The organism is Lentzea sp. NPDC054927, from assembly GCF_053610285.1.
The window spans coordinates 17,175-42,812 of sequence record NZ_JBSGXZ010000055.1; the positions used below are offsets into that span (position 1 = coordinate 17,175).

A 25,638-nucleotide genomic window follows, 5' to 3' on the forward strand; every position below is an offset into this window, starting at 1 on the left:
GAGCACCGACAATTCCGGGCCCGCTACAGCGAGGTTCTCACGAGAGTGGGAGCGGCTTAATTCGATCGTGTGATCGTCACCGACCGGCAACTACGGAATGCAGTCACACTCCTTCGTGTGCCAGAACCAGTTGCCCACGTGCGGCCATGAGCAACGTTCGTGCTTCCTGGATCTCGCAGTACTTCAGGTGTTCACAAGCGGCCTCCGCGCACGCCAGGGCGTGCTGCAAGGCCAGGTTGTCCTCAACGGGACCTGCGTCCCGCAGCGCGTCACGCAGTGATTCCTCCGCGCGCCGTGCCCCGACCACCGGGTCGCCGAGTGCAGCGGGTCTCACCGAAGCGAGGACCTGCTCGACGGCCAGTTCAAGCACCCCGGTTGGTGTCCGGGTGCTCACGGCTGAGCTCATCTGGTACGCCACCTCCAAAACGTTCGTCGTCCGCCGTCGGGTGACGGCCTTACAGTACTCCGCAGGTACATGACCTGCCGTTACGCAAAAGTTTCATCTTCCGCGGCTGCGGAGTGGCCGGGTGATCTCCCGGACGCGTGGGAAGAAATCATCCAATGCCACCGGCAGGGGAATTCTCCAGTTCGGGTGCTCGTCGATCGTGCCCGGCACGTTGGGCTGCCGGGTTTCCCGCAGAGCGTCCTGAGGTGAAGTCAGGACCAACGCGCAGGGTGCCTGCGCGAGCAGTTCGTGGGCGCCCGCGACGCGATCGCGCGGGTCGATGCCTTCCTGGCGCATCAACTCGTCGAAATCGGGGCCGTCGGAACCCGCGAAGAAGGTCGCGGCCGTCGGCAGGTCGTGCGTGGAGATGCTGGCCATCGCCTTCGGGTTCCACTGCGACGGCGGGATCAGCGGGTGGCCGTCGGCGTAGTAGTCGCGCTGGAAGTAGAGGACGGCGCTGGTCAGCATGCCGTTCTCCTGCAACGTCTTGGTGACGACCGGCTCGACCGTGCCGAGGTCCTCGCCGACCACGACCGCGCCGGCCCGGTAGGCCTCCAGCGCGAGCACGCCGAGCATGGCGTCGGCGTCGTAGTGGACGTAGGTGCCGCGCGACGGTGGTTCGCCCGGCGGGATCCACCACAGCCTCCAGAGCCCGGCGACGTGGTCGATGCGGATGCCGTCCGCGTGCTTCAGGACGCTGCGCAGCACCTGGCGGAACGGGCGGTAGCCGGACTCGGCGAGCTTGTCGGGACGCCACGGCGGCAGGCCCCAGCCCTGGCCGTCCGCGCTGAACGCGTCGGGTGGCGCGCCGACCGTCACGTCGATGGCGAACGCCTCGGGGTCGGCGAACGTGTCCGCGCCGCCGGGGTCGACGCCCACCGGGAGGTCGTGGATGACGCCGATGGCCATGCCGGCCTCGTGCGCGGCCAGCCGCACGTCCTGGAGCTGGCGCGTGCAGAGGTGCTGGAGCCACGCGTAGAACGCGACCCGCTCGGCAGGCGGCGCCTCGTGTCCGGCGGGCCACCTGCGCCAGTCCTTGCCGTGGACCTCGGCGAGGGCGCAGTACGTGGCGAACTTCGCCAGCTCCTCGTCCATCTCGACGTCGCCGCCGGGGAAGAGCAGCTCGAGGGCCTGCTTCTTGGCGTCCCAGATCGCGTCGTAGTCGATCAGGTCCTGGTTCTCGGGCCGCAGGTCGCGGATGAGCTGCCGGGTGCGCGGGCAGGCCTGCAGGAACTCGGCGGTGTCGGTGACGCGCAGGTACAGCGGGTTCGCGAACCGGCGGCTGGTCGGCGAGTACGGCGAGCGCTCGACGGGGTGGGTCGGCGACGGCGCCTGCACCGGATTGACCAGCACGACACCGGCGTCGAGCTCCAGCGACGAACGGCGGGCGATCGTGGCGAGGTCGGCGAAGTCGCCCATCCCCCACGACTCCTTCGAGCGCGCGGCGTAGAGCTGGAGCATCCAGCCCCAGGTGTGCGGAACGTCCGGCAACGTCCTGGGCGCGACGGCCAGCGTGATGGTCTGCGTGGCGGTGACGACGCGGTGCCAGCCGAGCGGCAGCGAGTCCGGCAGGTGGCGCTCGGTCTCGAAGCTGGTGCCGTCCTCGAGCTCGACGGTCGCGGGGCCGCGCAGGTCGTACGTCTCGTACTCGCGGATGACGATCGTGGGCGGCAGGGCCTGTTCCGCACGGCGTTGCTCGATCGCGGCGAGCTCGCGGGCGACGGAGTCCTCAGTGGACGCATCCACGCCGAACTGGGCGAGCACCGCGACCACGACGTCCAGGTCGACGGTGACCTCTTGCTGGTCCGCGTTCTCGTACCGAGTGGCAACGCCCCAAGCGTCCGCCAGCCGCGCCACCAACTCCTCCACAGATACAAGCTATGTCACAGCTCGATGGTTATTACCAGAGCAAATGGTCCCTGGTCACCCGAAGGGTGCAGGCCGGTTGGGACGCACACCCAGAGGTGCATTTACTTAAACATCGGATGCTTCACTTGGAATCGCCACAACGGCTTCGACCTCGACCAGGAAATCACGTCCGAACAACGCCGCCACCTGAACCAACGTGCTGGCCGGGTTGGGCACGTCGCCAAGCGCGGGCCGCAGAATCTCGTCCCGCACGTCACGAATGGTCTGAACCTCCGACGCATCGAGCACGAACCAGGTGAACTTGACGACATCCGACCAGTCCGCGCCAAACCTCAGAATGACGTGATGAAGATTGCTCAACGCCTGCCGCGTCTGAGCCGCCAGGTCGTCCACCCCGACCACACAACCCTTGGCATCGACGGCGACCTGCCCGGAGATGAACGCGAGCTTCCCCGTGACCGCCACCGCGTGGGCGTAGCCGGGCGTGGTCGGCAGCGCGGGCAGCTCGGTCAGACGCTCTTCGGCGGGCATGGGCCGAACACTACTCAGGCGACCGGTCCGCTGGAGTTGCGCACGAGCTGACCAGTATCTTCAACGGGTGGAACGCATCGGTGTGCTCGGCAGGCGACCGTACGGCCCGTCCGGCGAGTTGCGTCTGCTGTTGCCGAACGACGAGTTCGTCCTCGTCGAATCCAGGTGGTCGCACGGCATGATCGCCGCTCAGTACGACCTGGACCGCGTCGTGGTGGTTCCGGAAATCGTCGTCTTCACCGCCACGTACCTGGACGGCCCGCTCAAAGGCCGGACCAACCCCTACGTTCAGGGCGAGGTCGGGGCACGCATCACGATCAGCAGACCCACGCCGGCCGGCCGCGAAGTGCTCACCTACGAACTGATCGCGCTACCCACCGGCACCGAGCCCGGCAAGCTGCGCCACGTCAGCTGACCGGTCCGCTGGAGTTGCGCACGACCAGCCGCACGTGGTGCTCGGCCGGCTCGATCTCCCCGCCGCGGATCAACGTGAACAGGTCCGCGACCGCCCGCTCCCCCTGCTCCTTCGCCGCGCCCTCGACCGCGGTCAGCCCGACGACGCGGGTGAGCTCCTGCCCGTCCAGCGACACGATCGACACCTCGTCCGGCACCGCCCGCCCGTCCCGCTGCATCCGCAGGTAGATGCCCAGCGCCGCGGCGCCGTTCGAGCTGATCACCGCGGTCGGCAGACGTTCGCCGTCCAGCAGCACGTCGACCACCTGCTCGCCGCCGTCGACGGTCGGCGAGCACCAGACCGTCCACTCCGGACGCACCTCGAGGCCGGCCGAGATCAGGATCTCGTCGTACGACTCGTCCTCGCCGTCGGACAGCACCAGTGCCACGTCCCGATGCCCGAGCGTCTGCAGGTGCGCGACGGCCGTGCGCAACGCGTGCCGGAGATCGGCGTCGTCCACGGTGATGTGCGGAACCTCGAGAGACTCCAACGCGGACCGTTCGGCGTCCGTCATGGAGATGGAGAGCAGAAGCACACCGTCCACACGGCGCCCCAGCGGCAGCTCGTCGAAGAACTTCTCCCGGGCATCCGCAGACCCGAGCACGTACAGCAGCACGTCGTAACCAGCCTGCCGGAGAGCACCCTCCGCACCGGCCAGCACCGGGCTGACCTCGGACGTCAGCACCGCGATCGCGTACCGGCGCCCTCCGGCGAGCGAGGAGGCGTCGCGCGCGATGGCGTACTTCATGCGCCGCGCGACTTCGCTCACGTGCTGCCTCGTGGCCTCGGACACGCCCGGTTCGCCGCGCAGGGCCCGCGATACGGTCGCAGCCGACACCCCTGCGGCTTTGGCCACATCGGACATGCTGGTCACGGCCCGAGCGTATTGGAGATCCATGAAGCCCGGCGACCTCGCCCCCGACTTCACCCTGCCCGACCAGGACGGCACCGAGCGCAAGCTGTCCGATCTCCTCAACGACGGCCCGGTCGTGCTCTTCTTCTACCCCGCCGCGATGACGTCCGGCTGCACCGCGCAGAGCTGCCACTTCCGCGACCTCGGCAAGGAGTTCGAGGAGGCGGGAGCCCAGCGCGTCGGGATCTCGATGGACGACGTGGCGAAGCAGAAGCAGTTCGCCGAGCTGAACAACTTCGACTACCCGCTGCTCGCCGACGTCGGTGGTGACGTCGCGGAGCAGTACGACGTGCGGCGCCGGTTCGGGCCGATCCCGGTCAAGCGGCACACCTTCGTCATCGGCGCCGACCGCGAGATCATCGAGGTGATCAAGAGCGAGTTCAGCATGAACGCGCACGCGGACAAGGCGCTGGCGGCCCTCAGGAGTCGGTGACCGTCAGCACGCCGTAGGGCCCGGAAGCCTTGCCCTCGCGGACAGTCACGCCGTTGATCGTGTACCTCGGCGCCGTCCGGCCCCGCCACCACCACGAGCATCACGGACTCGGAGGCGGGATCGGCCGGCACCTCGGCGGTCCTGGTCCACCCACGTGACCGGGACGGGCGGCGGTGGCTCCGTGTAGCGGCTGGGTGCGCACCTCGTGCAACGGCGGAGCGACCCCGTACTCGTGCGGTTGCTGCGACATGTGCCCCCTCAGCCGGGGAAGTCGATCTCCTGCAGCCCGCCGTCACCGGACGGCGGCGCTGGTCCGGCCGAGCCGTTCGACGTGGTCAGCGCTCAGCTCGCCCGCGTCGTGCCGCCGGTACTCCGCCGCCAGCACCTGCGCCTGCTCCCGGAACGCTCCACCACGCAACACCCGGCCCACAGCGGCTTTGATCGCCTTCTCCGACGGCGTGGAGGTGCGCAGGTTCAGCCCGGCACCGGACCGTTCGACCCGCGCCGCGACCTCGGGCTTGTCCTCCGTCGCACCGGCCACGACCAGCGGCACGCCCTGGGCCAGCGCGAGCTGCACTCCGCCGAACCCGCCGTTGGTGACCACGGCGGAGACCTTGGGCAACAGCTGGTCGTAGAGCAGGAACGGCGCGGCGAAAGCGTTGGCGGGCAACGGCCCCACGTCGTGCACGCCGACGCTCGCGACGACGGTGACGTTCTCGGAAGCGAGGGCGCGAACGGTCGGCAGGACCAGCTGGCCGAGGTCCATGTCGGCGACCGTGCCCTGCGTGACGTGCACGATCGGCCGGCCGGAGCTCAGCATCCGGTCCCACCACTCCGGCAGTTCCGCGGCCGGTGCCTCATCGACCAGCGCGCCGACGAACTTGACCTGCGGCGGCAGGAAGGCCCGCGGGTGCTCCAGGCCCGCGATACCGTTCTGCAGGTGCAGGTGCGGCGACACGGTCGCCAGCCAGCGTTCTCCCGCGGGCAGGCCCAGCGCCTCGAGGATCTGGTCGCGGTGCTCGAGCACGGGCTTGAACACCACGTTGTCCAGCAGCCCCCGCACCAGCGAGTTGCGCAGCCGGCCGAGCGGGCCGCCGCGGTACTTCAGACCCGGTCCGAACGGTGGCACGTCCGGTGCGGGCAGCATCATCGGCATGACGCCGACGCTGACCGCGCGAGGGCCACCGAGCTGTTCCAGCACCGTCGCGCCGACGTAAGCGGCGTCGTGCAGCACCACGTCGGCCGATCGTGCGGTGAGCGCGCGCCGGAGGTCGTCGACCTGGGCCGGGATGGGATCGAGGAACACCGAGCGCATGTCGTAGCGCAGCTTCGCGACGCCCTTGAGCTTGGTGCGAACCGGGAACAGCTCGTCGACGTTGCGCCCGAAGTGGTCGATCGCCGGATCCATCGCGATGAACTCCGCGCCGGTGGCGGTGACGCGGTCCTCGAACACCCGGCCGGTGCACCAGCGCACGCGGTGGCCGCGCGACGTCAGCGCGCGGGCGATCGGCAGCAGCGGCGCGACGTGGCCCGGCACCGGCATGGTCGCGAACAACAGATCCATGCGCGCAGTCGATCAGACCGTCCTGTACGGAGGCTAACCGCTACCGCAGCCCCGCCAGCACGAAGTCCGCGATCTCCGCCGCGAGGGCCGGCGGCGGTTTCGGCCCGTCCGGCCGGTACCACATCGGCAGCTGGTTCACGACGCCCAGCGCGATCCGCACCACGGTGTCCGCGGGCACGGCCGAGCTGAACGACCCGTCCGCCTGGCCCTTCTCGATCACCGCGAGGAACGTCTCGTGGTAGCGGCGGCGCTCGGCGCGGAAGTCGGTCATCCGGTCCTCGCCGAGCCGGTGCAGCTCGCGGACGAACACCGCGGTCTCGTCGACCCGTTCGGCCGTCGAGACGACGAGCGAAGCGAGGATCTCCCTGACCGTGTCTTCGACCGGCAGGCCGAGGCCGATGATCCGGTCCATGTCGGCGGACTGGGCGGTGATCAGCAGCCGGTAGATCTCGAAGAGCAGGTCGTCCTTCGAGCGGAAGTAGTGGTACAGCGCGCCTTTGGTCACCTCGGCGGCCGCCACGATCTCCTGCACCGAGGTCGCGTCGTAGCCCTGCGCCGCGAACAGGCGGACGGCCGCGTCGATGATCTTCTGCTCGGTCGCGCTGGGCATCGCTAAGCCCCTGGAGCCAATGCGCGTACCTGCTCCACCTGGTCGCCGCCGGTCGGGAGCAGGGCGATGATCGGCGTGTCGACGCCGGCGGTCTGGTACTCGGCCACGCGGGCACGGCACTCGTCCACCGAGCCGTGCACGACCAGCGCGTCCACGACCTCGTCCGGGATCGACTTCGAGGCCGCCTTGCGGTCGCCCGCCGCCCACGCCTCGTGCATCGGGCGCAGCACCTCGCCGCGGCCCAGCCAGTCGTGGAACGCCGCGTACGCCGGCACGGTCAGGTAGGTGCTGATCAGCATGCGACCCAACGCCCGTGCGGCGTCGGCGTCCTCGGTCGGGCACACGAAGATGCGTGCGGCCAGCTCCGAGTCGCCGAGTTCCTCGCGGACCTGCGCGACGTCCGTGGCGGCCAGCCAGTTGGTGATGGCGCCGTCGGCCTCGCGACCGGCCAGGCGCAGCATGTTCGGCCGCAGCGCGGCCAGCATGATCGGCACCTTCTCGGCGGGCGGGCGCTCCAGCTTGAAGCCCGACACCGAGAACGTGTCGTACTCGGCGGTGACCTTCTCACCGGCCAGCGCGGCCTTGAGGAAGCGCAGCGTGTCACGGGTCCGCTTGAACGGCTCCTCGAACGGGATCGCGTTCCAGCGCTGCACGATCACCGGCGACGACGACCCGATGCCCAGCACGAACCGGCCACCGGTCACCTCGGCCATGGTCGCCGCGGTCATCGCCAGCGTCGCCGGTCCACGCGTGTAGACGGGTGCGATCGCCGGGCCGAAGCGCAGGTCGGAGGACCACTGCGCGGCCAGCGCCAGTGGCGTGAACGCGTCCGTGCCGGTCGTCTCGGCCGACCACACGTCCGTGTAGCCGAGTCCGGCGAGCTCGGACACCAGCGCGCGGTGCTCCAGCACCGGCACGCCGATCAGCGGCAGCGTGATTCCCCAACGAGCCATGAACAGCCTCCAAGTCAGCCACTTGGAGGCCACCCTACCGACCGGTCGGTATGCTCACAACCGCACGTGCGTACCGACGCCTCGAAGCATGTTCGGAGACCTGCTTCTTCCGCGACCTACTTCTTCCGCGCCATCGTCAGACCGTCCGCGATCGGCACCAGCACCGACTCGACGCGCGTGTCGGCGCGCACGAACCTGTTGAACGCGTCGATCGCGGCGGCGTTGCCCTCCGGCTGCTCCGCGGCCGCCTCGCCGTAGTAGAGGGTGTTGTCCGCGAGCAGCAGGCCGCCCTGCCGGACCCGCGGCACCAGCAGGTCCCAGTAATGCGCGTAACCGACCTTGTCCGCGTCGATGAACACGAGGTCGATGACCGGCTCCTCCGGCAGTTCGGCCAGCGTCTGGGCGGCGGCGCCGAGGCGCAGTTCGATCCGGTCGCGCACGCCGGCCGCCTGCCACGCCTCCTCGGCGATCGCGGTCCACTCGCTCGAGATGTCGCAGGTGATGACCTTGCCGGACGGCGGAAGTGCCTGCGCGAACGCCAGCGTGGAGTACCCGGTGTAGGTGCCGACCTCGACCACGGTCTGCGCGCCGGTGAGCTTGACCAGCAGGGACAGCAGCACCGCCTGCTCGTGCGGGATCTGCATCTCCGCCGAGTCGCCGAGCTCCAGCGTCCGCGCGATCAGCTTCTCCTGCACCGCGCTGGGCTGGCCTGCCTGTTCACGCACGTAGCGGTAGATCTGCGGGGTCATGACCACGGCCTTGAAGTCGTTCACGCGCGGCCTTCTCTCATAGTCGGGTGACGAACGTCCTGAGTGTGTCCCCGAGTGTGGCTCCGCACTCGGGCGGCAGGGGGTGTTTCGCGAGGTCAAGACCGATAGCGGACAAGATGGCGGCGCGGTGCGCGCGATAGCGGCTCACGCACACGTTCTCCCGGCTGACGAGGAAGAACTCGTCGAACCGCGCTCTCTCGGCATCGGTGGTGGACACGCGTGTACGCCCCGACTCGCGCAGCAGCGAGTTGCCGTCGGGTACGAGTCTGCGCATGACCTCCATGTGTGCCAACAGGTTCGCCTTGCTCGCGGTGGAAAGTGGCGCGGCTGCCACGGGCCCCAGTGCGGTACGGGCCCGGCGCAACAGGCCGGGCACGGGCTCGTAGTCACGTGCCCACCGCCCGCTGAACGCCGGGTCGAACGTCACCATCATCGGCCGGATGACGTCCTCGTACACCTCACGGGAACAACTGCCCGAATAGGCAAGCATCACCGAGTACGCGTCATATCCAAGCGCAGCGAGGGGGACTAGTTGCGAATCAGGCTCGCGTATCAACCGATCGAGTGAATCCGAAAGAAACCTCCAGACCAGAAATGCACCGTGATGGCCGAGAAACCAGCGGTGCACGGCGCGTTCGACCGGATCTTCGGGGGTGCTGATCACGATGGGAATCTGATAGCAGCCGCGCGCGCACGGAATCAATTCCGCATCCGGCATCGGCATGCGCAGAACAGGCAGGTCGACCCACGTGTGGCCCCACGTGGGAAGGCAGGCGGGAGCGCTCATCGCACACCCTCCACTTCGGACACGAGGTCGTCCAGGAGGTCCGCCACCCGGCTGAGCGCGGTGTCAAGTGGCCGATCCTCCACGATCGGCGGCACCTCTGCGGCTATCCGGTCGAACGCCGCCGCGAGCCGTGACGCATGTGGGCGACGCGCGCCGACGTGCACGGCCTGGCGCAACGCGATCGCGAGCCCCGCGTGCAGGTACCGCAGCAGGTTCGCCTGGTCGAGCGCGGTGAACGCGGCCTGGGTGCCGAACGGGACGACGTCCTGGTTGTGCAGGTTCGTCGGCAGGCTCTGCACCGAGGCGGGCGCGGCGGCGCGGCGCATCGCGGCCACGGTCGCCGTCGCGGAGATCTGCACGCCCTGCAGCGCATGTTGCCGGCCGGGCTCGGGGCTGAGCATCGGCGGCAAACCGCTGGTGCGATGGGGATCCAGCAACAGGTCCAGCTGCCGTTCGGCCAGATTGCCCAGCTGCACCAGGGCGACGTTGAGCTGGTCGGCCGCGAAAGCGCTGGGCTGACCGAAGAAGTTGCCGCCGTGCACGATCTCGTTGGTCTCCGGGAAGAACAACGGGTTGTCGCTCACCCCGTTGAGGTCGCGGCGCACCACCTCCTCCGCGTGCCGCACGCTCGTGCCGACCGCACCGATCAGCTGTGGCGTGCAACGGATGCTGTAGGCCTCCTGCAGCGGGCGCTCGCCGGACGGAGTGCTGCCCTCCAGCCAGGTTCTGATCGACGCTCCGGTGTCGGCGACGTCCGGATGGCCGAACGCCGCCAGTAGTCCACCCGACGTGAACTCGGTGCCGCAGCCGAGGACGTCAGTCATCAAGGCGGACAACAACTCCGCGATCCTGCGCGCGCGGATGGCCTGTGCGACAGCGAGTCCGAGTGCTGCGGCGGTCACCGAAATGCCGTTGACCAACGCGAGCGCGTCCCGGCCGTCCAGCTCCAGTGCCGGGAGCCCGGCGCGAGCGAGTGCTTCCCCCGCGGGCATGAGCTGCCCTTGGAACAAAGCGTTCCCGTTACCACGCAACGCATGTGCGACGTACGCGAGCGGCTGGAGATCACCGCTCGCGCCGACGGAGCCGAGTCTGGGCACCGCGGGGGCGAACTCGGTGTCCAGCATGCGGATCAGCGAGTCCACGACCTGCTCCGATACTCCGGATCGCCCGTGTGCCAACGAGAACAACCGGGCCAGCACGGCCGCGCGGGCGACCGCGGGAGGTAACAGTTCGCCGTGGCCGACGATGTGGTGAATGATGGTGTTGTCGCTTTGACCGGCGCCGTCCGCGCGGCCCTGGAATTCCACGAGCGGGCCGAAACCCGTTGTGACGCCGTAGATCGCGCGTCCGGAGCCACTGGCTTCGAGCACGAATTCACGGCAGCGCGCGATCCGCGCCCGCACGTCGCCTGGGAGTTCGACGTGCAGCGGGTCGCGCGCGCGTTCGAGGTGGGCAGGTTCGAGAGCCGCGGCCAGGGTGATGGCGGCGGCTGAAGTTCCGACAGGCACGATGCCTCCTGTGGACGACATGGGGAGCCACTCGCGACGATCCCGGTTGATCTGTCCGCGAGGAAGGGTCTAAACGCACTACACGAAGAAATTTCTTTTCTTCGTTCCAGTGCGTGGTAGAAACTCGTTGTCCGTTGACAGCAAAGGCGTTCAGCCGTCCTGGGGCGTGATGAGCCCGCCCGAGCGATGATCGAACTCTCCGCTCACGATTCGGGCCAAAAGATCGACCGACTGCTCCAGGGGAGTGAACCTGCCCGCGTCGCGCTGAGACCTTGCCCACTGGGAGATCCGCCGCTGGCCGGGATCATCGGACTCCATGGTGGCGCCGCGGTGCATCAGGCCGACGTCGACCATGCCGGGGTCGTAGCTCAGCACGGCGATCGGCCGGCGCTTGAGCTCGATCGCGAGGTTCTCGGTCAGCTTGATCACGGCCGCTTTGGACACCGAATACGCCGTGACGTAAGGCCATCGGTGCACACCGGCGTTGCTGACCACGTTGATGATCCGCCCGCTCGTCATGGTGCGGATCGCGGCGTTCGCGGCGAACGCGGTGCCGCGCAGGTTCACCTCGAACGTGTGCCACCACTCGTTTTCGTCGACCTGCCAGGTCGGTCCGACCGGTCCGCCGAGCGCGCCGTTGTTGACCAGCACGTCGATTCCGCCGAGGCTCTCGATCAGCTTCGGTGTCGCGTCGGGGTCACCGAGGTCCGCGACGTGCGCTGAGACGTCCACTCCCCTGGCCTTCAGCTCGGCTTCCGCCGCGTCGAGCGCCTTCTCGTCGCGCCCGGTGATGACGAGCTGATGTCCTTGCGCGCCAAGTGCTTCGCTGAACGCCCTGCCGAGTTCCTTGGCGCCACCGGTGATCAGAACACGCACTACTCGGTCTCTTTCAGCAGCCGGCGCAGGATCTTGCCCGAGACGGACTTCGGTATCTCTTCCACGAACTCAACCTGGCGCACCTTCTTGAAGGGCGCCACCTCCCCCGCCACGAACGCCATCAACTCCTCCGCGGTGACGTCGCCTTGAGTCACCACAAAGGCCTTGGGCACTTCGCCGTTAACCCGATCGGGCGCACCGATCACCGCGGCGTCCCTCACCGCGGGATGGCGCCGCAACAAGGCCTCCAGCTCGGCGGGCGCGACCTGGTAGCCCTTGTACTTGATCATTTCCTTGATCCGGTCGACGACGTGGAACCGGCCGTTGTGGACGCGCACGAGATCCCCGGTCCGCAACCATCCGTCCACGAAGGCCTGTCGCGTGGCCTCGTCGTCGTTCAGGTAGCCGTCCATCACCTGAGGCCCGCGCAGGAGCATCTCGCCCTCGGTCGCGTCGTCGCCCGTTCCCGGTTCGACGATCCGCGCCTCGGTACCGGGACAGAGCACGCCGACGCTGGTGGGATCGGATTCCAGGTCGTCGTCGAATGTCTGGTGCGTGCCGCCCGCCTCGGTCAGGCCGTAACCCTGCCGGATCGGGGCACGCATCTTGCGTTCGGCGGCTTGGCGGACGTCTTCGTCGAGCGGGGCGGCGCCGCAGAGGACGAGTTTGAGGTTGAGGCTCGGAATTTCGCCCTCGTGGTCCGCGATCGCGGCGGCGAGGGGTGGCACGAGGAACGCCCGTGTGACGCGATGTTCGGCGAGGCGTCGCAAGTAGGTGCCGGCGTCGCTGCGGGGCAGGGTCACCAGCGTGGCACCGCCGAGCAGGCCGGAGTTGAGGATGATCGCGAAGCCGTAGATGTGGAAGAACGGCAGGTTCGCCGCGAGCACGTCGGTCTCGTCGATGCGCCAGCCGGGGCGGTGCTGCTCCAGATTGGCCGTCAGCGCCCGGTGGCTCAGCTTCACGGCCTTGGTGAGTCCGGTGGTGCCACTGGAAAACAGGATCGCCGCGATCCCGCCGGGGTCGCCTGGCGGGAGCGTTTCGGTGTCGCCCTCGGGAAGGTCGTCGAGGTCGAGCGTCCGGGTGACGTTCGCGAGGTCCTTGTGCCGTGCGACCTCTTGCGGCGTGAGCATCGGGTTGATCAACGCCGCCGTCGCACCGGCCGCCATGATCGCGTGCAGCCCGACCGCGTACCTCGGCCGGTTCATGCTCGCGATCGCGACCGTGTCACCGGGCTTCGTGCCCGTCCTGACCAGGCCCTTCGCGGTTGTTTCGACCTGCTGCCGGAGTTCGGCGTAGGTGAGCCTCTCGCCCGTGACGGCGTCCAGCAGCGCCAGCTTGTCGTAGCTGGGCGCGAGGACGTGCGCGGGCACGGTGGCTTCGGGAACGACCACCGCCGGCAGGGGGCTGCGGTAGATCACTTGCTCGACTCCGTTGTCCACGCTGCCGGGCCTGATACCCAGCAGCGTGGTCGGAGACTATCCGCACTGTTCGTGGTGCTGCGACTACTGAAAGGACCCTGTTGAGACGGTAGTGGCGTGACCCGAAACGTTGGCGGTGAATTCACGCTCAGCAGGACGCCTCGCGGCGCCACCCCCACGCCCCCATACGATCCAGTATGAGGACGCGGGGGCGGCACCACGATGCGCCCGTCTGACCGCGAATTCCCACGGCAACGTTTCGGGCCACGCCACTAGAGGGTCACGCCGCGCTCGGCGAGCCAGCCGACGGGGTTGATCTTCTGCCCGCCACCGACCCAGACCTCGAAGTGCAGGTGCGGCCCGGTCGACTGGCCGCGGTTGCCGATCGTCGCGATCTGCTGGCCGGCCTTGACCTTCGCACCCTGCGGCACGTCGATGGTGTTCATGTGCCCGTAGACGGTGATGGTGCCGTCGGCGTGCTGGATCCGCACCCACAGCCCGAACCCGGACGCGGGCCCGGCTTCGATCACGGTGCCCTCCATCGCCGCCACGATGGGCGTGCCGATGGCGTTCGCGATGTCGACACCGTTGTGGCTGGTGCCCCAGCGAGCACCGAACCCGGACGTGAACGTCCCCTGAGCCGGCCTGACGACCTTGGGCCGCTTCGCCTCTTCCTCGGCGGCGATGCGAGCCTGCTCGGCCTTGATGGCCGCCTGCCGCTGCGCGTAAGCACCCTCAGCGGACTTGAGCGCCTCACGAACGTGGAACTGCGCCTGAATCTGCTCGGCCTGAAGCAGCTTGCGCGTCTCGGCACTGGTGTCCAGCGAGTGGATCGTCTGGATGTCCTGCACCTGCGCCTGCGGCTGGCCTGTCATGGCCGCCGCGAGATCCTTGGTGGCCGCAACGGGGACGATGCGGTCGACCGGCGTGACCGTGGCCATCGCCTGGGTGAAGCCGGCGCCGGCAAGGGCGCCCGCGGCGACAACCGCCGCAACGGCCTTCTTGCGGTCCAGGTCCACTCTGCCGACGAAGTCGACCAGCGGGCCCTTCGCTCGATGCCGTGCCAAACCAGCCTCCATGCACTCGGGGGAGTTCGGCAACCGCGCTTCGCCTGGCGTCGGGGGGCCTGGCTGCGGGCTTCGGGGGCCCGGTGGTGGACTGGACCGCTTCGGGGGCGGATCCGTGTCCTTGCGGTTATCGAACCGTGACATGCGGCGCAGAACGTAACCTCGCGTCACCGGCCCGAGCAAGCCATGTGGGCCTTTGGGTGACAAGGCCCACTAGCAGTCACCCACCGTAGTCATGCGGCAGGTTGCTTGGTCAACGCGCTTTGTACCAATCCCGGTCTTGGTGTTTGTACTGGTCAGTCGCTTTATCGTGAAAGGGTCACGGCCGGGTTTTGAGTCGCGCTCGCCTGGGGATGGTCACGAGGCGTGTGCGCGCGGGATTTGAGGACCGCGGTGCGGCGCCGGTCACGTTCCAGCGTGGTTGCGCAGACCTTGACGAGGTCCGCATCGCTACGAACCACCCGTCACGGCATCAGCCCAAAGCAAAGGGCCGCCGGACGCGGCTGGCGTCCGACGGCCCCTTCGGCCGAGCGAGTCCCGGGCTGGGACCCGCTCCTACTTGTACTTGGCGGCGGCGGCCGGCAGCGGCACCACCGGCAGGCCCTCGTGGATCGCCTTCATCGCGTTGAACCACGTCGGCGCCGCGACCTGGCCACCGAACACGCCCTGCGAGCTGCCGGGGCAGAAGCGGATCGGGTTGGCGCAGATCACCTGGGGCGAGTTGCCGTCGGCGTAGGTCATCACGGCGCCCGCGTACTGCGGGGTGGCGGCGAGGAAGGCCACCGACTTGTGCTCTTCGGTCGTGCCCGTCTTGCCGATGGCCGGGCGGTTCCAGCCGGAGCCGGCGGCGGCGGCCGCGGCGGTGCCGGAGCCGTTGGTGTCGTGGGACATGCCCTGGGCCAGCGAGTTGGCCAGGTCGGGTTCGACGGCCTGCTCGCAGGGCTTTTCCTTGAGCGGGATGTCCTTGCCGTAGCGGTCGACGACCTTCTCCACCGGGGTGGGCGGGCACCAGGTGCCGCTGGAGACGATGGTGGCGGCCACGTTCGCCAGTTCCAGGACGCTCGTGGCGCCAGGGCCGAGGGTGTAGGAGCCCGCGTTGTTCTGCTTCGTCCAGTCGCCCTGGGTCGGGCCGTTCGACTTGTCCGCCTTGATGGGCTCGCCGGAGCGGTTCACGCCCTGCAGGGTCTCGCGCATGCCCAGGCGGTAGGCCATGTCCACGACGCTGTCGAGGCCGGTCTTCTCCTGCAGGATGACGAAGCCGGTGTTCGGGGAGGTCGCGAGGGCCTGGGTCAGCGACATCTTGTCGTTGTACTTGCCCGAGTTCTCCACGACCCACGGCTTGTTGCCGTTCGGGTAGACCTTCGAGGCGTAGGTCGCGGGTACGTCGATCGTCTTGTCGATGCCGGTGATCCTCTTCTCCAGCGCCGCGGCGGCGGTGAAGACCTTGTTCACCGAGCCGGGGCCGAACGGGAGGACCTCGGCGGGCACCGGACGGGCGACCTGGCCGAGCTCGGCCTTGTTGCCGAAGTCGCGGGAGGCGACGAGGGCGCGCACGCGGTGCTTGTCGGTGCCCGGCTGGACGACGGACATGACGTTCGAGATGCCGTTCTGGGTCTTCGGGACCTGCTGCTCGGCCGATGCCTTCGCGGCCTTGGTGGCCTTCGGGTCCAGCGTCGTCTTGATGGTGAGGCCACCGCGCTGCAGCTGCTTGTCCGTGATGCCCGACTCGCGCAGGTAGTCGAGCAGGTAGGAGCAGAAGAAGCCGTAGATCGGGCCGTCACCGGCACCGACGCAGCCCTTCGGCAGGATCTGCAGGTCCTCGACGATGCCCAGCGGCGCGGCCTTGTACTCGCCTGCCTTCTTCTCGGCCTCGCCCTGGTCGGTGCCGAACGCGTTGTTCTCGCGCATCTTGTCGATGACGAGGTTGCGGCGCTCCAGCGCCTTCTCCGGGGAGGCGCCGGGGTTCAGCGACGACGGGCGGTTCGCGATCGCGGCCAGCAGCGCGGCCTGCGGCACGGTCAGCTTGTCCGCGGTCGTGTTGAAGTACGCCTTGGCCGCCGCACCGACGCCGTAGGTCTGGTTGCCCAGCGGCACGATGTTCAGGTAGCCGGTGAGGATCTCTTCCTTCGACATCTGCTGCTCGAGCTGCAAGGCGACCCGCGCCTCGCGCATCTTGCGGCCGATCGTCGCCTCGGTGGCCTTCTCCCAGGCCTCCTGCTCGTTGTCGGCGCCGAGCACGAAAGCCATGTAGTTCTTCACGTACTGCTGGGTGAGCGTGGACGCGCCCTGCGTCGCGCCACCGTCCACACCGGCCTTGGCGGCGGCACGGGCGATGCCCTGCCAGTCGACGCCGTGGTGGTCGAAGAACCGCTTGTCCTCGATCGCCAGAATCGCGGCCTTCATGGTGTCCGAGATCTGCGCGGACTCGAGCGGCACCCGGTACTGGTCGTACAGGTAGGCGATCGTCTCGCCGTTCATGTCCTGGATGGTGGTGACGAGCGGCAGCTCGCCCTTCGCGAGGTCACCCGAGGTCTGGTCGACCGTGTCGGCAGCGCGGTTGGACGCGAGCCCGAGACCTCCGACGAACGGGAACACCATCGCAGCGAGGAGCACGCCCGCCGTCAGGCACAACCCCATCAATTTGACCAAGCCTGACGCGCGTGCGGCGAACAAACCGCAACTCCTTCCGAACAAAACCCCAGAGATTCCCTACGTATAAGTCGCGCGGGAGGCCCGTGAGGTTGCGTCCCCTGATCGACTGATTTCAACCCATTGTCGCAGGGATGCCAGCCGTTCACGGATTGGGCGGAGAAGGCGAGGCCAGGGACGGGTGCCTGGTTGTGTCACCCAGGCGGCGGCCTCCTTCTCGAACGAGTGTTCTACCCTGGGGTCGTGAAGCTCGTCGTGCGGGTGAAGCTGTCGCCCACACCCGCCAGGCGATCGCGCTGACGGCGACTCTGGCTGCGTGCAACGAGGCGCGCGAACATCCGCGCTGGGAATCTGACGGGGAAACGCAAAGCCAAGGCGGAGTCGAAACCGATCAGCTTCAGGCCGGATGCGGCGCAGCCGTTCGACGACCGGTGCCTGTCGTGGCAGCACGACGCGCGGACAGTGTCGATCTGGACTACCCGCCACCTGTGAGATCCCCGAGCGGGAGCAGTTCGAGCCCGTCGACTGGATCGGCGTGGACCGCGGCATCGTCAACCTGGCCACCACCAGCGACGGCGACAACTACCAGGGCCGCCGGTTGTCTCGCTACCGACGCTGGCACGCCCGTAAACGCGCCGAGTTGCAGGCCAGGAAGACGAAGTCCGCGGCGCGACGGCTGAAACGCCGGGCGAGGAAAGAGGCCCGGCACGCCACCTGCGTGAACCACAAGATCAGCAAACAGGTTGTGGCTGTTGCCGAACGCACCGGCCGAGGTGTCGCCATCGAAGCCGGCGTCCCGTTCCAGGAGGTGGATGCTCGCTACACGTCGCAGATGTGTCCGCGATGCGGGCACACCGCGAGAAACAACCGTCCCACCAGGGACGCCTTCTGCTGTCGTCGGTGCGGTCTCGCTGGATCCGCCGATGTCGTCGCTGCCGTCAACGTGAGAACACGAGCACGGTCAGCGTGGGCATTCGTCACCATGCCCGCACCAGTCTGAACCAGACTGGTGGATGCGTCGCGGATGCCGCAGCCAGCGGTACACCTCGAACGCGACTCGGTGCGAACAGGTCGAGCTGCCAAGCCTGCCCGTTCACGACTGAGAAGGTGGCCCTACCGGAGCAGCCGCAACCCGATCGTCGGACTAGCCCTCCGCACCTCCACGCCGGCGTGGTCGGGCAGCAGGTCGTCGAGGAACCCGTAGCGCGAGAGCTCCTCGTCCGGCCGCCTGCTGACCGTTCGCCACCAGACCGCGATGTCCCCCCAGCCGGGAGACGACAGCGAACCGCCGAAATGTTGCACGGACAGCGCGGCGCACAGGTTGGCGAACCGCACCTTGTGCTCCAGCGGCCACCCGGCCAGAGTGCCCATCACGAACCCGGCGCCAAACACGTCACCGGCACCTGTCGCGTCGAGTTGCGCGACGTTCAGCCCCGGCACGTCCACACACTCGCCGGTGGTGCCGTCCACCGCGACCGCTCCCCCGCCGCCGCGGGTGACGACGACCACAGGCACGTGCTCGGCGAGTTTGCGGGCCGCTGCCTCCGGGGTGTCGGTGCGGGTGTAGCCCTGGGCCTCCACGTGGTTGGGCAGGAACACGTCGTATCCGTCGAGCCGGCGCAGCAGCTCCGGCGACCACACGCCGGTGCGGTCCCAGCCGATGTCGGCGAAGAGCTTCGCGCCGTTCTCCTTGGCCGTGCGCACCCACTGCTCGTCCTCGGCCTGGATGTGCACGAAGCAGGCCCTGGTCGACGGTGGCGGGCAGAAGAGATCGTCCGCGACAACGGGCGCCTTGTGGCCGTGCGTGACCATCGAACGGTCACGCTCCATCGCCATAGATACAGTCACGGGCGAGTGCCACCCGTAGAAGCGACGGCAGTAAGAAAGGTCGACGCCCTCCTGGTCGGCCAGCACGTCCCAGCAGAAGTCGCCGTACGCGTCCTCACCGAACGCCGCCGCCAGCGCGGTCCTCAGCTCCAGCCTGCGCAACGCCACCGCGAGGTTCGCGATCCCGCCGGGACACGACCCGAGCCCCTCGGCCCACACCTCGGTGCCCGCCGCCGGTGGGCGGGGCAGGCCGGTGAAGATGATGTCGAGGAACACCGTGCCGGTCAGCAGCACGTCGAAGTCCGGATCAGCCGTGCGATCAGCCATGCGTAAACCTTGCCACCCACCCCCGACAGTCATGCAGTAGAAACGTCGGTCATGGGGGTTCCACTCAGGAAAAACGTCCAGTTCCAGCTGCTCTGGCTCGGCGGCGCCGTCTCACAGCTCGGCACCACGATGACCGCGCTGGCGGCGCCGCTGCTGATCATCGCGCTCACCGGCTCGCCGTTCTGGGCAGGAGCGGTCGGTGGCGCGAGGGCGGCCGCGCTGATCATCACGCTGATGCCGGCGGGCGTGTGGGTCGACCGCTGGGACCGCAGGACGACGCTGGTGTGGAGCCAGACCGTCCAGGCTGGTGCCGCGGCCGCGCTGGCCGCCGCGATCCTCACCGATCACACCCACGTCGCGGTCTTCCTCGTGCTCGCGGTCGTCGACGGCGTGTGCACGGCGTTCGCCACGCCGGCACGGACCGCCGCGATCCAGGCCGTGGTGCCGAAGGACCAGCTCAGGACCGCCTTCGCGCAGGAGGAGGCGCGCGGTCACGCGGCGCGGGTGGCCGGACCACCGCTGGGCGCGCTGCTGATGGCCGTGGGCCGGGCGGTCCCGTTCGTCGTCGACGCCGTCACGTTCGCCGTGGCCGCGGTCTGCGCGTGGTTCGCCAAGATCCCCGCACGGGCCGAGCAGAAGCCACGGCAGAAGATGCACCACGACATCAAGGAAGCCGGCACGTGGCTCTGGCACCAGCGGGGCCTGCGCAACCTGACGTTCGTGTTCCTGGTGCTGAACCTGCTGGGCGGCGCGTCGCTGCTGCCGGTGATCGTGCTGGTCGGTGAACGCGGCGGCACGGCGCTCGACACCGGTGTGGTGTTCGCCGGCATCGGCGTGGGCGGGATCCTGGGTTCGCTGGTCTCGCCCAGGGTCACGCTCGCTCCCGGCAAGCTCATCGTGGTGGTGCTGGCGGTCTTCGGCCTGTGCAACCTGGCGATGGCACTGCCGTTCGGCGCTTTCTGGCCGTTCGTGCCACTGGCGATCACCGCGGTCGCCACACCGTTGATCAACGTGGCGGTCGGCGCGCTCTACACCGAACTGGTGCCCGAGGACATGATGGGCCGCCTCGACGGCATCACGACGTTGGTCAGCCGCGTGCTGACCCCGCTGGCGCCGATGCTCGGCGGGTTCCTGGCGGGCGCGGTGGGTGGCGGCCCGGCCCTGCTCGCGTTCGGCGCGCTGATCCTGGTGACGGCCGGGGTCGCGATGGTCACGGACCTGAGAGTTTCCGCTGAACGGAAGCCAGCACTTTCCAGTGACGCCGACCACGACGTCCACTGAGGACATGCCCGAACGCCCCGCTCTGCTGCTCGTGCACGGCGCCTGGCACGGCTCCTGGTGCTGGGAACCGCTGCGCACACTGCTCACGAACGACGGCTGGCGAGTCGACACCGTCGACCTGCCCAGCGTGGGATCACCCGCACATGGCATGCACGACGACGCCGAGGTCGTCAGCGAGGCGATCAAAGCCATCAACGGCCCGGCCATCGTCGTCGCGCACTCCTACGGCGGCATCCCCGCCACGCAGGCCGCCGCCGGTCAGCCGAACGTCCGGCACCTCGTCTACGTCGCCGCGTTCCTGCCGGACGTCGGCGACTCGCTGCTCGGCATGGTCGGTGGCACCCCACCGCCGTGGTGGCGGCAGGACGGTGAAGTGGTCCACGCGCTGACCCCGGAGACGATCTTCTTCAACGACGTCGACGAGCCGCCGGTCGACAAGATCCAGGCCCAGAGCTACCGGGCCTTCACCGACCGGCTCACCCAAGCGGCCTGGCACGACACGACCAGCACCTACGTGATCGCGAACAACGACAACGCGATCCCGGTGTTCGCGCAAGAAGCAATGGCGCAACGAGCGACCGCGACCGAACGCCTCGATGCAGGACACTCCCCGTTCCTGTCCTGCCCGCGAGACCTCGCGGCGATCATCGCCACAGCATCAACAGCGGCTAGCCCTCTTCCGCGATCATCTCCCGCATCCGGCTGAGCGCCCGGTGCTGTGCCACCCGCACCGCACCCGGCGTCGACTGCACGGCCAGCGCGACCTCCTCGGCGGACAGCCCCACAGCCACCCGCAGCACGAGGATCTCGCGCTGGCGGGGCGGCAGCTTGTGCAGCAACCGCGTGACCTGGGCCATCATCTCGCCGTTGACGGCGTGCTGTTCCGGGCCGAGTTCGAGCGATGGGCAGTCCGGCAGCTCCGGCACTACCTCCGCGCGGTTGCGCACAGCCTTGCGGCGGGCGTCCGCGACCTTGTGCGCGGCGATGCCGTAGACGAACGCGAGGAACGAGCCCGGCTCGTAGCGGTACTTGGACAACGCGCCCAGCACCGCCACGCAGACCTCCTGCGCGATGTCCTCCGCCGAGACGAGCGTGCGCTCGCGGCCGCCGACACGGGCGCGGCAGTAGCGCACGATCAGCGGCTGGATGCGGCCGAGCAGGTGCTCGACCGCCCGTCTGTCTCCATCGAGCGCGGCATCGACGAGGTCGGTGAACTCGGCTTCGGCGAGCCACTGACTGGAGACCGGTGCCTGGCGCACCCGACGGCGCATGGGCACCGTTGGCTGGTTCCAAGTGTCCTCTGGTGAGAGGACGCCGACACCGCCACCGGTCCGCACGGCTGTGGGTTGAACCATCCCGGCGACCTCCTCCACTACAGCGACACTGGGGGCTTCACTGAGATAGAGAACGCAGCGAGCCGGTTGATACCGCCTGCTTCAAAGAGGACCACGAAGTCCGCACGGGTGGGGGAAGCAGCACCCTTTTGGGGTAGAACGTGGTCCTAATGGCCCAGTCTTTCGGCCATGCCGAATTGCTGGACCCCGAGGTAGCCGACCCGGAACCCGGCCTCCGAGTAGGCCAGGTAGAACTCCCACATCCGGCGGAACGTGTCGTCGAAGCCGAGCTCGCGGACCTCGTCCCAACGGGTGAGGAACGTTTCGCGCCACCGCCTCAAAGTCTCGGCGTAGTCGTGGCCGAACGAGCGCGTCTCGACGATCCGCAGCCGCGTGTGGTCGCGCACCGACTCCTCGATCGCGCGGACCGACGGGATCAGCCCACCGGGGAAGATGTACTTGTGGATCCAGGTGTAGCTGGCCTTGCTGGCGATCATGCGGTCGTGCGGCATGGTGATCGCCTGCAGCCCCACCCGGCCGCCCGGCGCGAGCACCCGGTCGAGCACCGAGAAGTACGCGGGCCAGTATTCCGCGCCGACGGCCTCGACCATCTCGACGCTGACGACGGCGTCGTACTGACCGTGTTCCTCTCGGTAGTCACGCAGCTCGACCGTCACCCGATCGTGGAAGCCCGCGTCCCTCACCCGCTCCAGCGCCAGCTTGCGCTGTTCCGCTGAGATGGTCAGCGACGTGACGGTGGCGCCCCGCTCGGCCGCCCGGATGGCCAGCGCGCCCCAGCCCGTGCCGATCTCCAGCACCCGCGAACCGGCCCGCACACCGGCGTAGTCGAGCACGCCGTCGATCTTGCGCAGCTGGGCCGTGCGCAGGTCGAGGTCCTGGTTCTCGAACAACGCCGACGAGTACGTCATCGTCTCGTCGAGGAAGGTCGCGAACAGCTCGTTCGACAGGTCGTAGTGCCGGTGGATGTTCTGCCGCGACCCGGCGACGTCGTTGACCTCGTCCTGGCGCCGTTCCGCGATCCGCCGCAACCGCTGCAGGCCGGGCGGGATCAGCGTCGAGAGCCGTGCCGCGAACGCCGAGAGGACGTCCGCGAGCTCGTCGGACACCCAGTCCCCCACCATGTACGCCTCGCCGAAGCCGATCTTGGCGTCGGCGCCGAGGCGGTGGAAGAACTCGGCGGGACGGATCAGGCGCATCACCGGACCCCCGGCGCCCCACGTGCGACCGTCGGGCAGCTGGACGGTCACCGGCAGCGTGCCCACGGCGTTGCGGAACAACGACTCGGCGATCCGGGCGCGCAGCGGCGACCGCGGCGCGTCGAACAATCCCGGCCAAATGCCCTGGCCGGGACGCGGCAAGGTCAGCGTGCTCATCCATCACTCCTGGGGATGATCGGTATGCGCCTCAGGTAGAGGGCGATGCCATGGCGGCGGATCAGCGCGGACACGCGCTGAGGCATCAGCGGCCGTCTGAAGAGCATCCGCAGCCCCGTGCTGCGTTCGCCCTTCATCGTGGCGCTGAAGGTCGTCTTCCCGTTCTGCCGCAACGCGATGGTCACGGACAGCTGGTCTCCCGGCTTCGGCAGCCTCATCACGTAGTGGCCGTCGACCTCGAGAAACGGGGAGACGTAGAACTCCTTGTCCACCGACGCCCTGCCGTGGTCGTCGGTGCGCAGCAGATAGCAGTGCCGTCCCCCGTAGGTGTTGTGCACCTCCGCGACCACACACACGAGCTCTCCGGAAGCGTCGTGGCACCAGTACACGGACAGCGGGTTGAAGACGTACCCGAGCACGCGGGCGTTGGCGAGCATGAGGATCTGCCCGCCGCCGAGCTCGATCCCGCGCTCGGCCAGCCACGCGTCCAGGTTCGCCCGGATGCTCCTGTCCGGCGAACCGACGTGATCGCGCGCCTCGAACCGGGCGAACGGCTTCACCCACCAGGGCAGGCGAGGTAACTCGTCCAGGTCGACGAGCCACATGTACGCGCGGTTGCTGAACGTCCGATCGATCAGCTCGCGGCGGGTGTGGGTGATGACGACGTCGTAAATCACCAGTCGACCCCGAAGTGCTGGGCCGCGCGCACACCCGATGCACAGCCGTCCTCGTGGAAGCCCCAGCCGTGGTACGCGCCGGCGAAGGCGGTGGTGCCGGTGTTGATCTCCGGCAGACGTCGTTGCGCGGCAACGGATTCCGGCGTGTAGATCGGGTGCTCGTACACCATCCGCGCGAGCACCTTGTCCGGGTTCACGTCGTGCGGGTTGAGCGTGACGACGAACTCGCGTGGTTCGTCGAGCCGCATCAGGCGGTTCATGTGATAGCTGACGAGCACCTGGTCGTCGGCCTCACGGCACGCACGCTTGTAGAGGTTCCACGACGCCTTCGCGGCGTTCGCGCGCGGCAGGATCGACGCGTCGGTGTGCAGCCAGGTCTCGTTGCGCGAGTACTGGAACGCGCCGAGCACCTCCTTCTCCTGGCGCGTCGGGTCGGCGAGCAGCCCGAGCGCCTGGTCCGGGTGCGTGGCGATGACGACGTGGTCCGCGGTGTGCAGGACGTTGTCGTCGTCGCGGATCTCGACGCTCGATCCCGTACGGGTGACCGCGCGAACCGGAGTGCCGACGTGGACCGCTTTGAGCCCCCTGACCGCGCGGTCGACGTACGTGCGTGAGCCGCCGACGACGGTCTTCCACTGCGGGGTGCCGCCGATCGAGAGCATCCCGTGGTTGGCGAGGAACTCGAACAGGTACCAGGCCGGGTACTTCATGCTCAGCGCCGCTCCGGACGACCACACCGCGCTGACCAGCGGAATGATGAAGTGGTCGACGAAGTACCCGCTGTACCCGCCGATCGCGAGGAACGCACCGAGCGTGACGTCGTGCGCCTCCTCGTGGTCGAGAACGCGCTGCGCGTGCCGGTAGAACCGCGTGATCTCGGCGAGCATCCGCAGGTACCGGCCGTTGGCCGCGTTCTTCGGGTGCGCGAACAGACCGGGCAGCTTCCGCGCGCCGGCGTACTCGAGCCCGCAGCCGTCGCACCGGACGCTCAGCGACATCTCGGAGTCCTGAGTGGACACGCCGAGTTCGCGGAACAGCCGGATCAGGTTGGGGTACGTCCGTTCGTTGTGGACGATGAACCCGCTGTCGACCGCCACGCCGTCCAGGTCGTGGGTGTGCGCGTGGCCGCCGAGCCGGTCGTCGGCCTCGAACAGCGTGACGTCGTGCTTGCGTTGCAACACATAGGCGGCGGTGAGCCCGGCGACCCCTGCTCCGATGACGGCGACCTCAGCCACGCGAGCCTCCCAACGGCACGTCGAGGCCACGCGGCGAGGCCTCCCGCATGGCATTCGAGATGTCCGGTGCCACCGGTTCGAGCCCGAGCTCACCGTGCACGAAGTCGACGACGAGCTTCGTCCAGTCGCGTGCTCGTTTCAGCATCGCGTGACCGTCGCCTTCGACGTTGAACCGCGCGACCCGGTCCGTCACGGTCTTGGCCTGCTTCGCGAACCACAGCGACTTCGCCGGATCGGTCATCCGCTCCTGGTCGCCGTGCGCGATGAGCAGCGCCTTGCCCCTCAACTGCTCGAACGGCTCGCCGGGCACGAGCCACGGTGCGAGCGCGCACACCGCCACCACGCTCGGATGCCCGGCAACGCGCAGCGCCGTCCGGCCGCCCATCGAGTGCCCGACGAGCACGACCGGCCTGCCGGGATGGAGTTCGGCGATCTTGTCGAGCGCCCACCGCGCGTCCTTGACCGGGTCGAGGCTCGGCGCGTTCCAGCCGCGGACCCGGTAGCGCAGGTTCCAGACCTCGACACCGGGTGCGCGCAGTGCGCGGGCGAGCGGGATCATCCGCAGGTACGCGAGGTTGTGGCGCCGAACGGGTTCGGTGCCGTGTTCCCGTCCGCCGTGCAGTACGAGCACGACGGCATTGGTACCGCCCGGCGGTTTCAGCACGTCTACATGCGGATGCACACTCGATGTTCGTGAGGCCACGCTCTGCGGCTCG

At 68.6% G+C, this 25,638-nt stretch carries 25 protein-coding genes; 5 read left to right on the forward strand and 20 right to left on the reverse strand.

Annotation, left to right across the window (positions count from 1 at the left end; translation table 11 throughout):
• Positions 1-103 precede the first annotated feature (103 nt).
• From ACWGE0_RS41170 to ACWGE0_RS41180, 3 genes are all read right to left on the reverse strand, one after another.
• Entirely contained in the window at positions 104-406 is a 303-nt protein-coding gene (locus ACWGE0_RS41170; RefSeq protein WP_319971405.1) for a hypothetical protein, read from the reverse strand.
• Positions 407-499: 93 nt separating this feature from the next.
• Entirely contained in the window at positions 500-2,314 is a 1,815-nt protein-coding gene (locus tag ACWGE0_RS41175; RefSeq protein ID WP_452266308.1) for a 4-alpha-glucanotransferase, read from the reverse strand.
• Positions 2,315-2,419: 105 nt separating this feature from the next.
• Positions 2,420-2,845 carry a RidA family protein gene (locus ACWGE0_RS41180; RefSeq protein ID WP_452266309.1) on the reverse strand — a complete coding sequence of 142 codons (426 nt, stop codon included), beginning with the start codon at positions 2,843-2,845 and terminating at the stop codon, positions 2,420-2,422.
• A 67-nt stretch (positions 2,846-2,912) separates the two neighbouring features.
• Here ACWGE0_RS41180 and ACWGE0_RS41185 point away from each other — a divergent pair, with 67 nt between their 5' ends.
• Complete coding sequence (locus ACWGE0_RS41185; protein ID WP_452266310.1) at positions 2,913-3,260, forward strand: hypothetical protein; 348 nt, start codon at positions 2,913-2,915, stop codon at positions 3,258-3,260.
• Here ACWGE0_RS41185 and ACWGE0_RS41190 read toward each other — a convergent pair.
• Entirely contained in the window at positions 3,253-4,164 is a 912-nt protein-coding gene (locus ACWGE0_RS41190; RefSeq protein WP_452266339.1) for a LacI family DNA-binding transcriptional regulator, read from the reverse strand. The genes ACWGE0_RS41185 and ACWGE0_RS41190 overlap by 8 nt on opposite strands.
• A 31-nt stretch (positions 4,165-4,195) precedes the next feature.
• Here ACWGE0_RS41190 and ACWGE0_RS41195 point away from each other — a divergent pair, with 31 nt between their 5' ends.
• A complete protein-coding gene (locus ACWGE0_RS41195; RefSeq protein WP_452266311.1) occupies positions 4,196-4,645 on the forward strand; it encodes a peroxiredoxin in 450 nt (149 codons plus the stop codon).
• 292 nt (positions 4,646-4,937) lie between these two features.
• Here ACWGE0_RS41195 and ACWGE0_RS41200 read toward each other — a convergent pair whose 3' ends face one another.
• From ACWGE0_RS41200 to ACWGE0_RS41245, 10 genes are all read right to left on the reverse strand, one after another.
• On the reverse strand, positions 4,938-6,209 hold the full coding sequence (locus ACWGE0_RS41200) for a glycosyltransferase (protein ID WP_452266312.1): 1,272 nt from the start codon (positions 6,207-6,209) through the stop codon (positions 4,938-4,940).
• Positions 6,210-6,249: 40 nt separating this feature from the next.
• The gene (locus ACWGE0_RS41205) at positions 6,250-6,819 is read right to left on the reverse strand and encodes a TetR/AcrR family transcriptional regulator (RefSeq protein WP_452266313.1); all 570 of its coding nucleotides are present in this window, start codon (positions 6,817-6,819) and stop codon (positions 6,250-6,252) included.
• A gap of 2 nt (positions 6,820-6,821) precedes the next feature.
• Positions 6,822-7,772 (reverse strand): LLM class F420-dependent oxidoreductase, encoded by a 951-nt coding sequence (locus ACWGE0_RS41210; protein ID WP_452266314.1) that lies wholly within the window; start codon positions 7,770-7,772, stop codon positions 6,822-6,824.
• A gap of 116 nt (positions 7,773-7,888) precedes the next feature.
• A complete protein-coding gene (locus ACWGE0_RS41215; RefSeq protein WP_452266315.1) occupies positions 7,889-8,545 on the reverse strand; it encodes an O-methyltransferase in 657 nt (218 codons plus the stop codon).
• Positions 8,546-8,558: 13 nt separating this feature from the next.
• Entirely contained in the window at positions 8,559-9,329 is a 771-nt protein-coding gene (locus ACWGE0_RS41220) for an L-tyrosine 3-hydroxylase (protein ID WP_452266316.1), read from the reverse strand.
• Positions 9,326-10,837 (reverse strand): HAL/PAL/TAL family ammonia-lyase, encoded by a 1,512-nt coding sequence (locus ACWGE0_RS41225; protein ID WP_452266317.1) that lies wholly within the window; start codon positions 10,835-10,837, stop codon positions 9,326-9,328. Before ACWGE0_RS41225 ends, ACWGE0_RS41220 begins: the two co-directional genes overlap by 4 nt.
• Positions 10,838-10,987: 150 nt before the next feature.
• Entirely contained in the window at positions 10,988-11,713 is a 726-nt protein-coding gene (locus ACWGE0_RS41230; protein WP_452266318.1) for an SDR family NAD(P)-dependent oxidoreductase, read from the reverse strand.
• Entirely contained in the window at positions 11,713-13,131 is a 1,419-nt protein-coding gene (locus ACWGE0_RS41235) for an AMP-binding protein (protein ID WP_452266319.1), read from the reverse strand. The genes ACWGE0_RS41230 and ACWGE0_RS41235 overlap by 1 nt, the downstream gene beginning before the upstream one ends.
• A 272-nt stretch (positions 13,132-13,403) precedes the next feature.
• Positions 13,404-14,198: a M23 family metallopeptidase gene (locus ACWGE0_RS41240; protein ID WP_452266320.1), complete on the reverse strand. Its 795-nt coding sequence runs from the start codon at positions 14,196-14,198 to the stop codon at positions 13,404-13,406.
• Positions 14,199-14,753: 555 nt separating this feature from the next.
• Entirely contained in the window at positions 14,754-16,835 is a 2,082-nt protein-coding gene (locus ACWGE0_RS41245; RefSeq protein ID WP_452266321.1) for a transglycosylase domain-containing protein, read from the reverse strand.
• A gap of 418 nt (positions 16,836-17,253) precedes the next feature.
• Here ACWGE0_RS41245 and ACWGE0_RS41250 point away from each other — a divergent pair, with 418 nt between their 5' ends.
• Positions 17,254-17,847, forward strand: coding sequence for a zinc ribbon domain-containing protein (locus tag ACWGE0_RS41250; RefSeq protein ID WP_452266322.1), 594 nt, complete (start codon positions 17,254-17,256; stop codon positions 17,845-17,847).
• Positions 17,848-17,960: 113 nt separating this feature from the next.
• Here ACWGE0_RS41250 and ACWGE0_RS41255 read toward each other — a convergent pair whose 3' ends face one another.
• The gene (locus ACWGE0_RS41255; RefSeq protein WP_452266323.1) at positions 17,961-19,001 is read right to left on the reverse strand and encodes a carbohydrate kinase family protein; all 1,041 of its coding nucleotides are present in this window, start codon (positions 18,999-19,001) and stop codon (positions 17,961-17,963) included.
• A gap of 51 nt (positions 19,002-19,052) precedes the next feature.
• Between ACWGE0_RS41255 and ACWGE0_RS41260 the strand changes: the two genes are divergently transcribed.
• Together ACWGE0_RS41260 and ACWGE0_RS41265 are read left to right on the forward strand one after the other, a co-directional pair.
• The gene (locus ACWGE0_RS41260; protein ID WP_452266324.1) at positions 19,053-20,282 is read left to right on the forward strand and encodes an MFS transporter; all 1,230 of its coding nucleotides are present in this window, start codon (positions 19,053-19,055) and stop codon (positions 20,280-20,282) included.
• Between the two features lie 4 nt (positions 20,283-20,286).
• Entirely contained in the window at positions 20,287-20,988 is a 702-nt protein-coding gene (locus ACWGE0_RS41265) for an alpha/beta hydrolase (RefSeq protein WP_452266325.1), read from the forward strand.
• On the opposite strand, the gene shbA is transcribed toward ACWGE0_RS41265, so the two are convergent.
• The 5 genes from shbA to ACWGE0_RS41290 all read right to left on the reverse strand — a co-directional run bounded on the left by shbA (position 20,951) and on the right by ACWGE0_RS41290 (position 25,553).
• Positions 20,951-21,637, reverse strand: a complete 687-nt coding sequence (shbA, locus tag ACWGE0_RS41270) for an RNA polymerase sigma factor ShbA (RefSeq protein ID WP_452266326.1) — start codon at positions 21,635-21,637, stop codon at positions 20,951-20,953. The genes ACWGE0_RS41265 and shbA overlap by 38 nt on opposite strands.
• Before the next feature lie 146 nt (positions 21,638-21,783).
• Positions 21,784-23,010, reverse strand: a complete 1,227-nt coding sequence (locus ACWGE0_RS41275) for a class I SAM-dependent methyltransferase (protein ID WP_452266327.1) — start codon at positions 23,008-23,010, stop codon at positions 21,784-21,786.
• Entirely contained in the window at positions 23,007-23,687 is a 681-nt protein-coding gene (locus ACWGE0_RS41280; RefSeq protein WP_452266328.1) for a DUF1365 domain-containing protein, read from the reverse strand. The genes ACWGE0_RS41275 and ACWGE0_RS41280 overlap by 4 nt, the downstream gene beginning before the upstream one ends.
• Positions 23,684-24,922 (reverse strand): NAD(P)/FAD-dependent oxidoreductase, encoded by a 1,239-nt coding sequence (locus ACWGE0_RS41285; protein ID WP_452266329.1) that lies wholly within the window; start codon positions 24,920-24,922, stop codon positions 23,684-23,686. Before ACWGE0_RS41285 ends, ACWGE0_RS41280 begins: the two co-directional genes overlap by 4 nt.
• A complete protein-coding gene (locus ACWGE0_RS41290) occupies positions 24,915-25,553 on the reverse strand; it encodes an alpha/beta hydrolase (RefSeq protein WP_452266330.1) in 639 nt (212 codons plus the stop codon). Before ACWGE0_RS41290 ends, ACWGE0_RS41285 begins: the two co-directional genes overlap by 8 nt.
• Positions 25,554-25,638 lie beyond the last annotated feature (85 nt).

Excerpts from the sequence above, each read along its gene's own strand:
- ACWGE0_RS41190 (WP_452266339.1), bottom strand. The coding sequence starts at position 4,164 with ATGTCCGATGTGGCCAAAGCCGCAGGGGTGTCGGCTGCGACCGTATCG.
- ACWGE0_RS41245 (WP_452266321.1), bottom strand. The coding sequence starts at position 16,835 with ATGGGGTTGTGCCTGACGGCGGGCGTGCTCCTCGCTGCGATGGTGTTC.
- ACWGE0_RS41275 (WP_452266327.1), bottom strand. The coding sequence starts at position 23,010 with ATGAGCACGCTGACCTTGCCGCGTCCCGGCCAGGGCATTTGGCCGGGA.
- ACWGE0_RS41170 (WP_319971405.1), bottom strand. The coding sequence starts at position 406 with ATGAGCTCAGCCGTGAGCACCCGGACACCAACCGGGGTGCTTGAACTG.
- ACWGE0_RS41220 (WP_452266316.1), bottom strand. The coding sequence starts at position 9,329 with ATGAGCGCTCCCGCCTGCCTTCCCACGTGGGGCCACACGTGGGTCGAC.
- ACWGE0_RS41180 (WP_452266309.1), bottom strand. The coding sequence starts at position 2,845 with ATGCCCGCCGAAGAGCGTCTGACCGAGCTGCCCGCGCTGCCGACCACG.
- ACWGE0_RS41260 (WP_452266324.1), top strand. The coding sequence starts at position 19,053 with ATGGGGGTTCCACTCAGGAAAAACGTCCAGTTCCAGCTGCTCTGGCTC.
- ACWGE0_RS41195 (WP_452266311.1), top strand. The coding sequence starts at position 4,196 with ATGAAGCCCGGCGACCTCGCCCCCGACTTCACCCTGCCCGACCAGGAC.
- ACWGE0_RS41250 (WP_452266322.1), top strand. The coding sequence starts at position 17,254 with ATGCGGCGCAGCCGTTCGACGACCGGTGCCTGTCGTGGCAGCACGACG.
- shbA (WP_452266326.1), bottom strand. The coding sequence starts at position 21,637 with ATGGTTCAACCCACAGCCGTGCGGACCGGTGGCGGTGTCGGCGTCCTC.
- ACWGE0_RS41200 (WP_452266312.1), bottom strand. The coding sequence starts at position 6,209 with ATGGATCTGTTGTTCGCGACCATGCCGGTGCCGGGCCACGTCGCGCCG.
- ACWGE0_RS41265 (WP_452266325.1), top strand. The coding sequence starts at position 20,287 with ATGCCCGAACGCCCCGCTCTGCTGCTCGTGCACGGCGCCTGGCACGGC.
- ACWGE0_RS41205 (WP_452266313.1), bottom strand. The coding sequence starts at position 6,819 with ATGCCCAGCGCGACCGAGCAGAAGATCATCGACGCGGCCGTCCGCCTG.
- ACWGE0_RS41210 (WP_452266314.1), bottom strand. The coding sequence starts at position 7,772 with ATGGCTCGTTGGGGAATCACGCTGCCGCTGATCGGCGTGCCGGTGCTG.
- ACWGE0_RS41255 (WP_452266323.1), bottom strand. The coding sequence starts at position 19,001 with ATGGCTGATCGCACGGCTGATCCGGACTTCGACGTGCTGCTGACCGGC.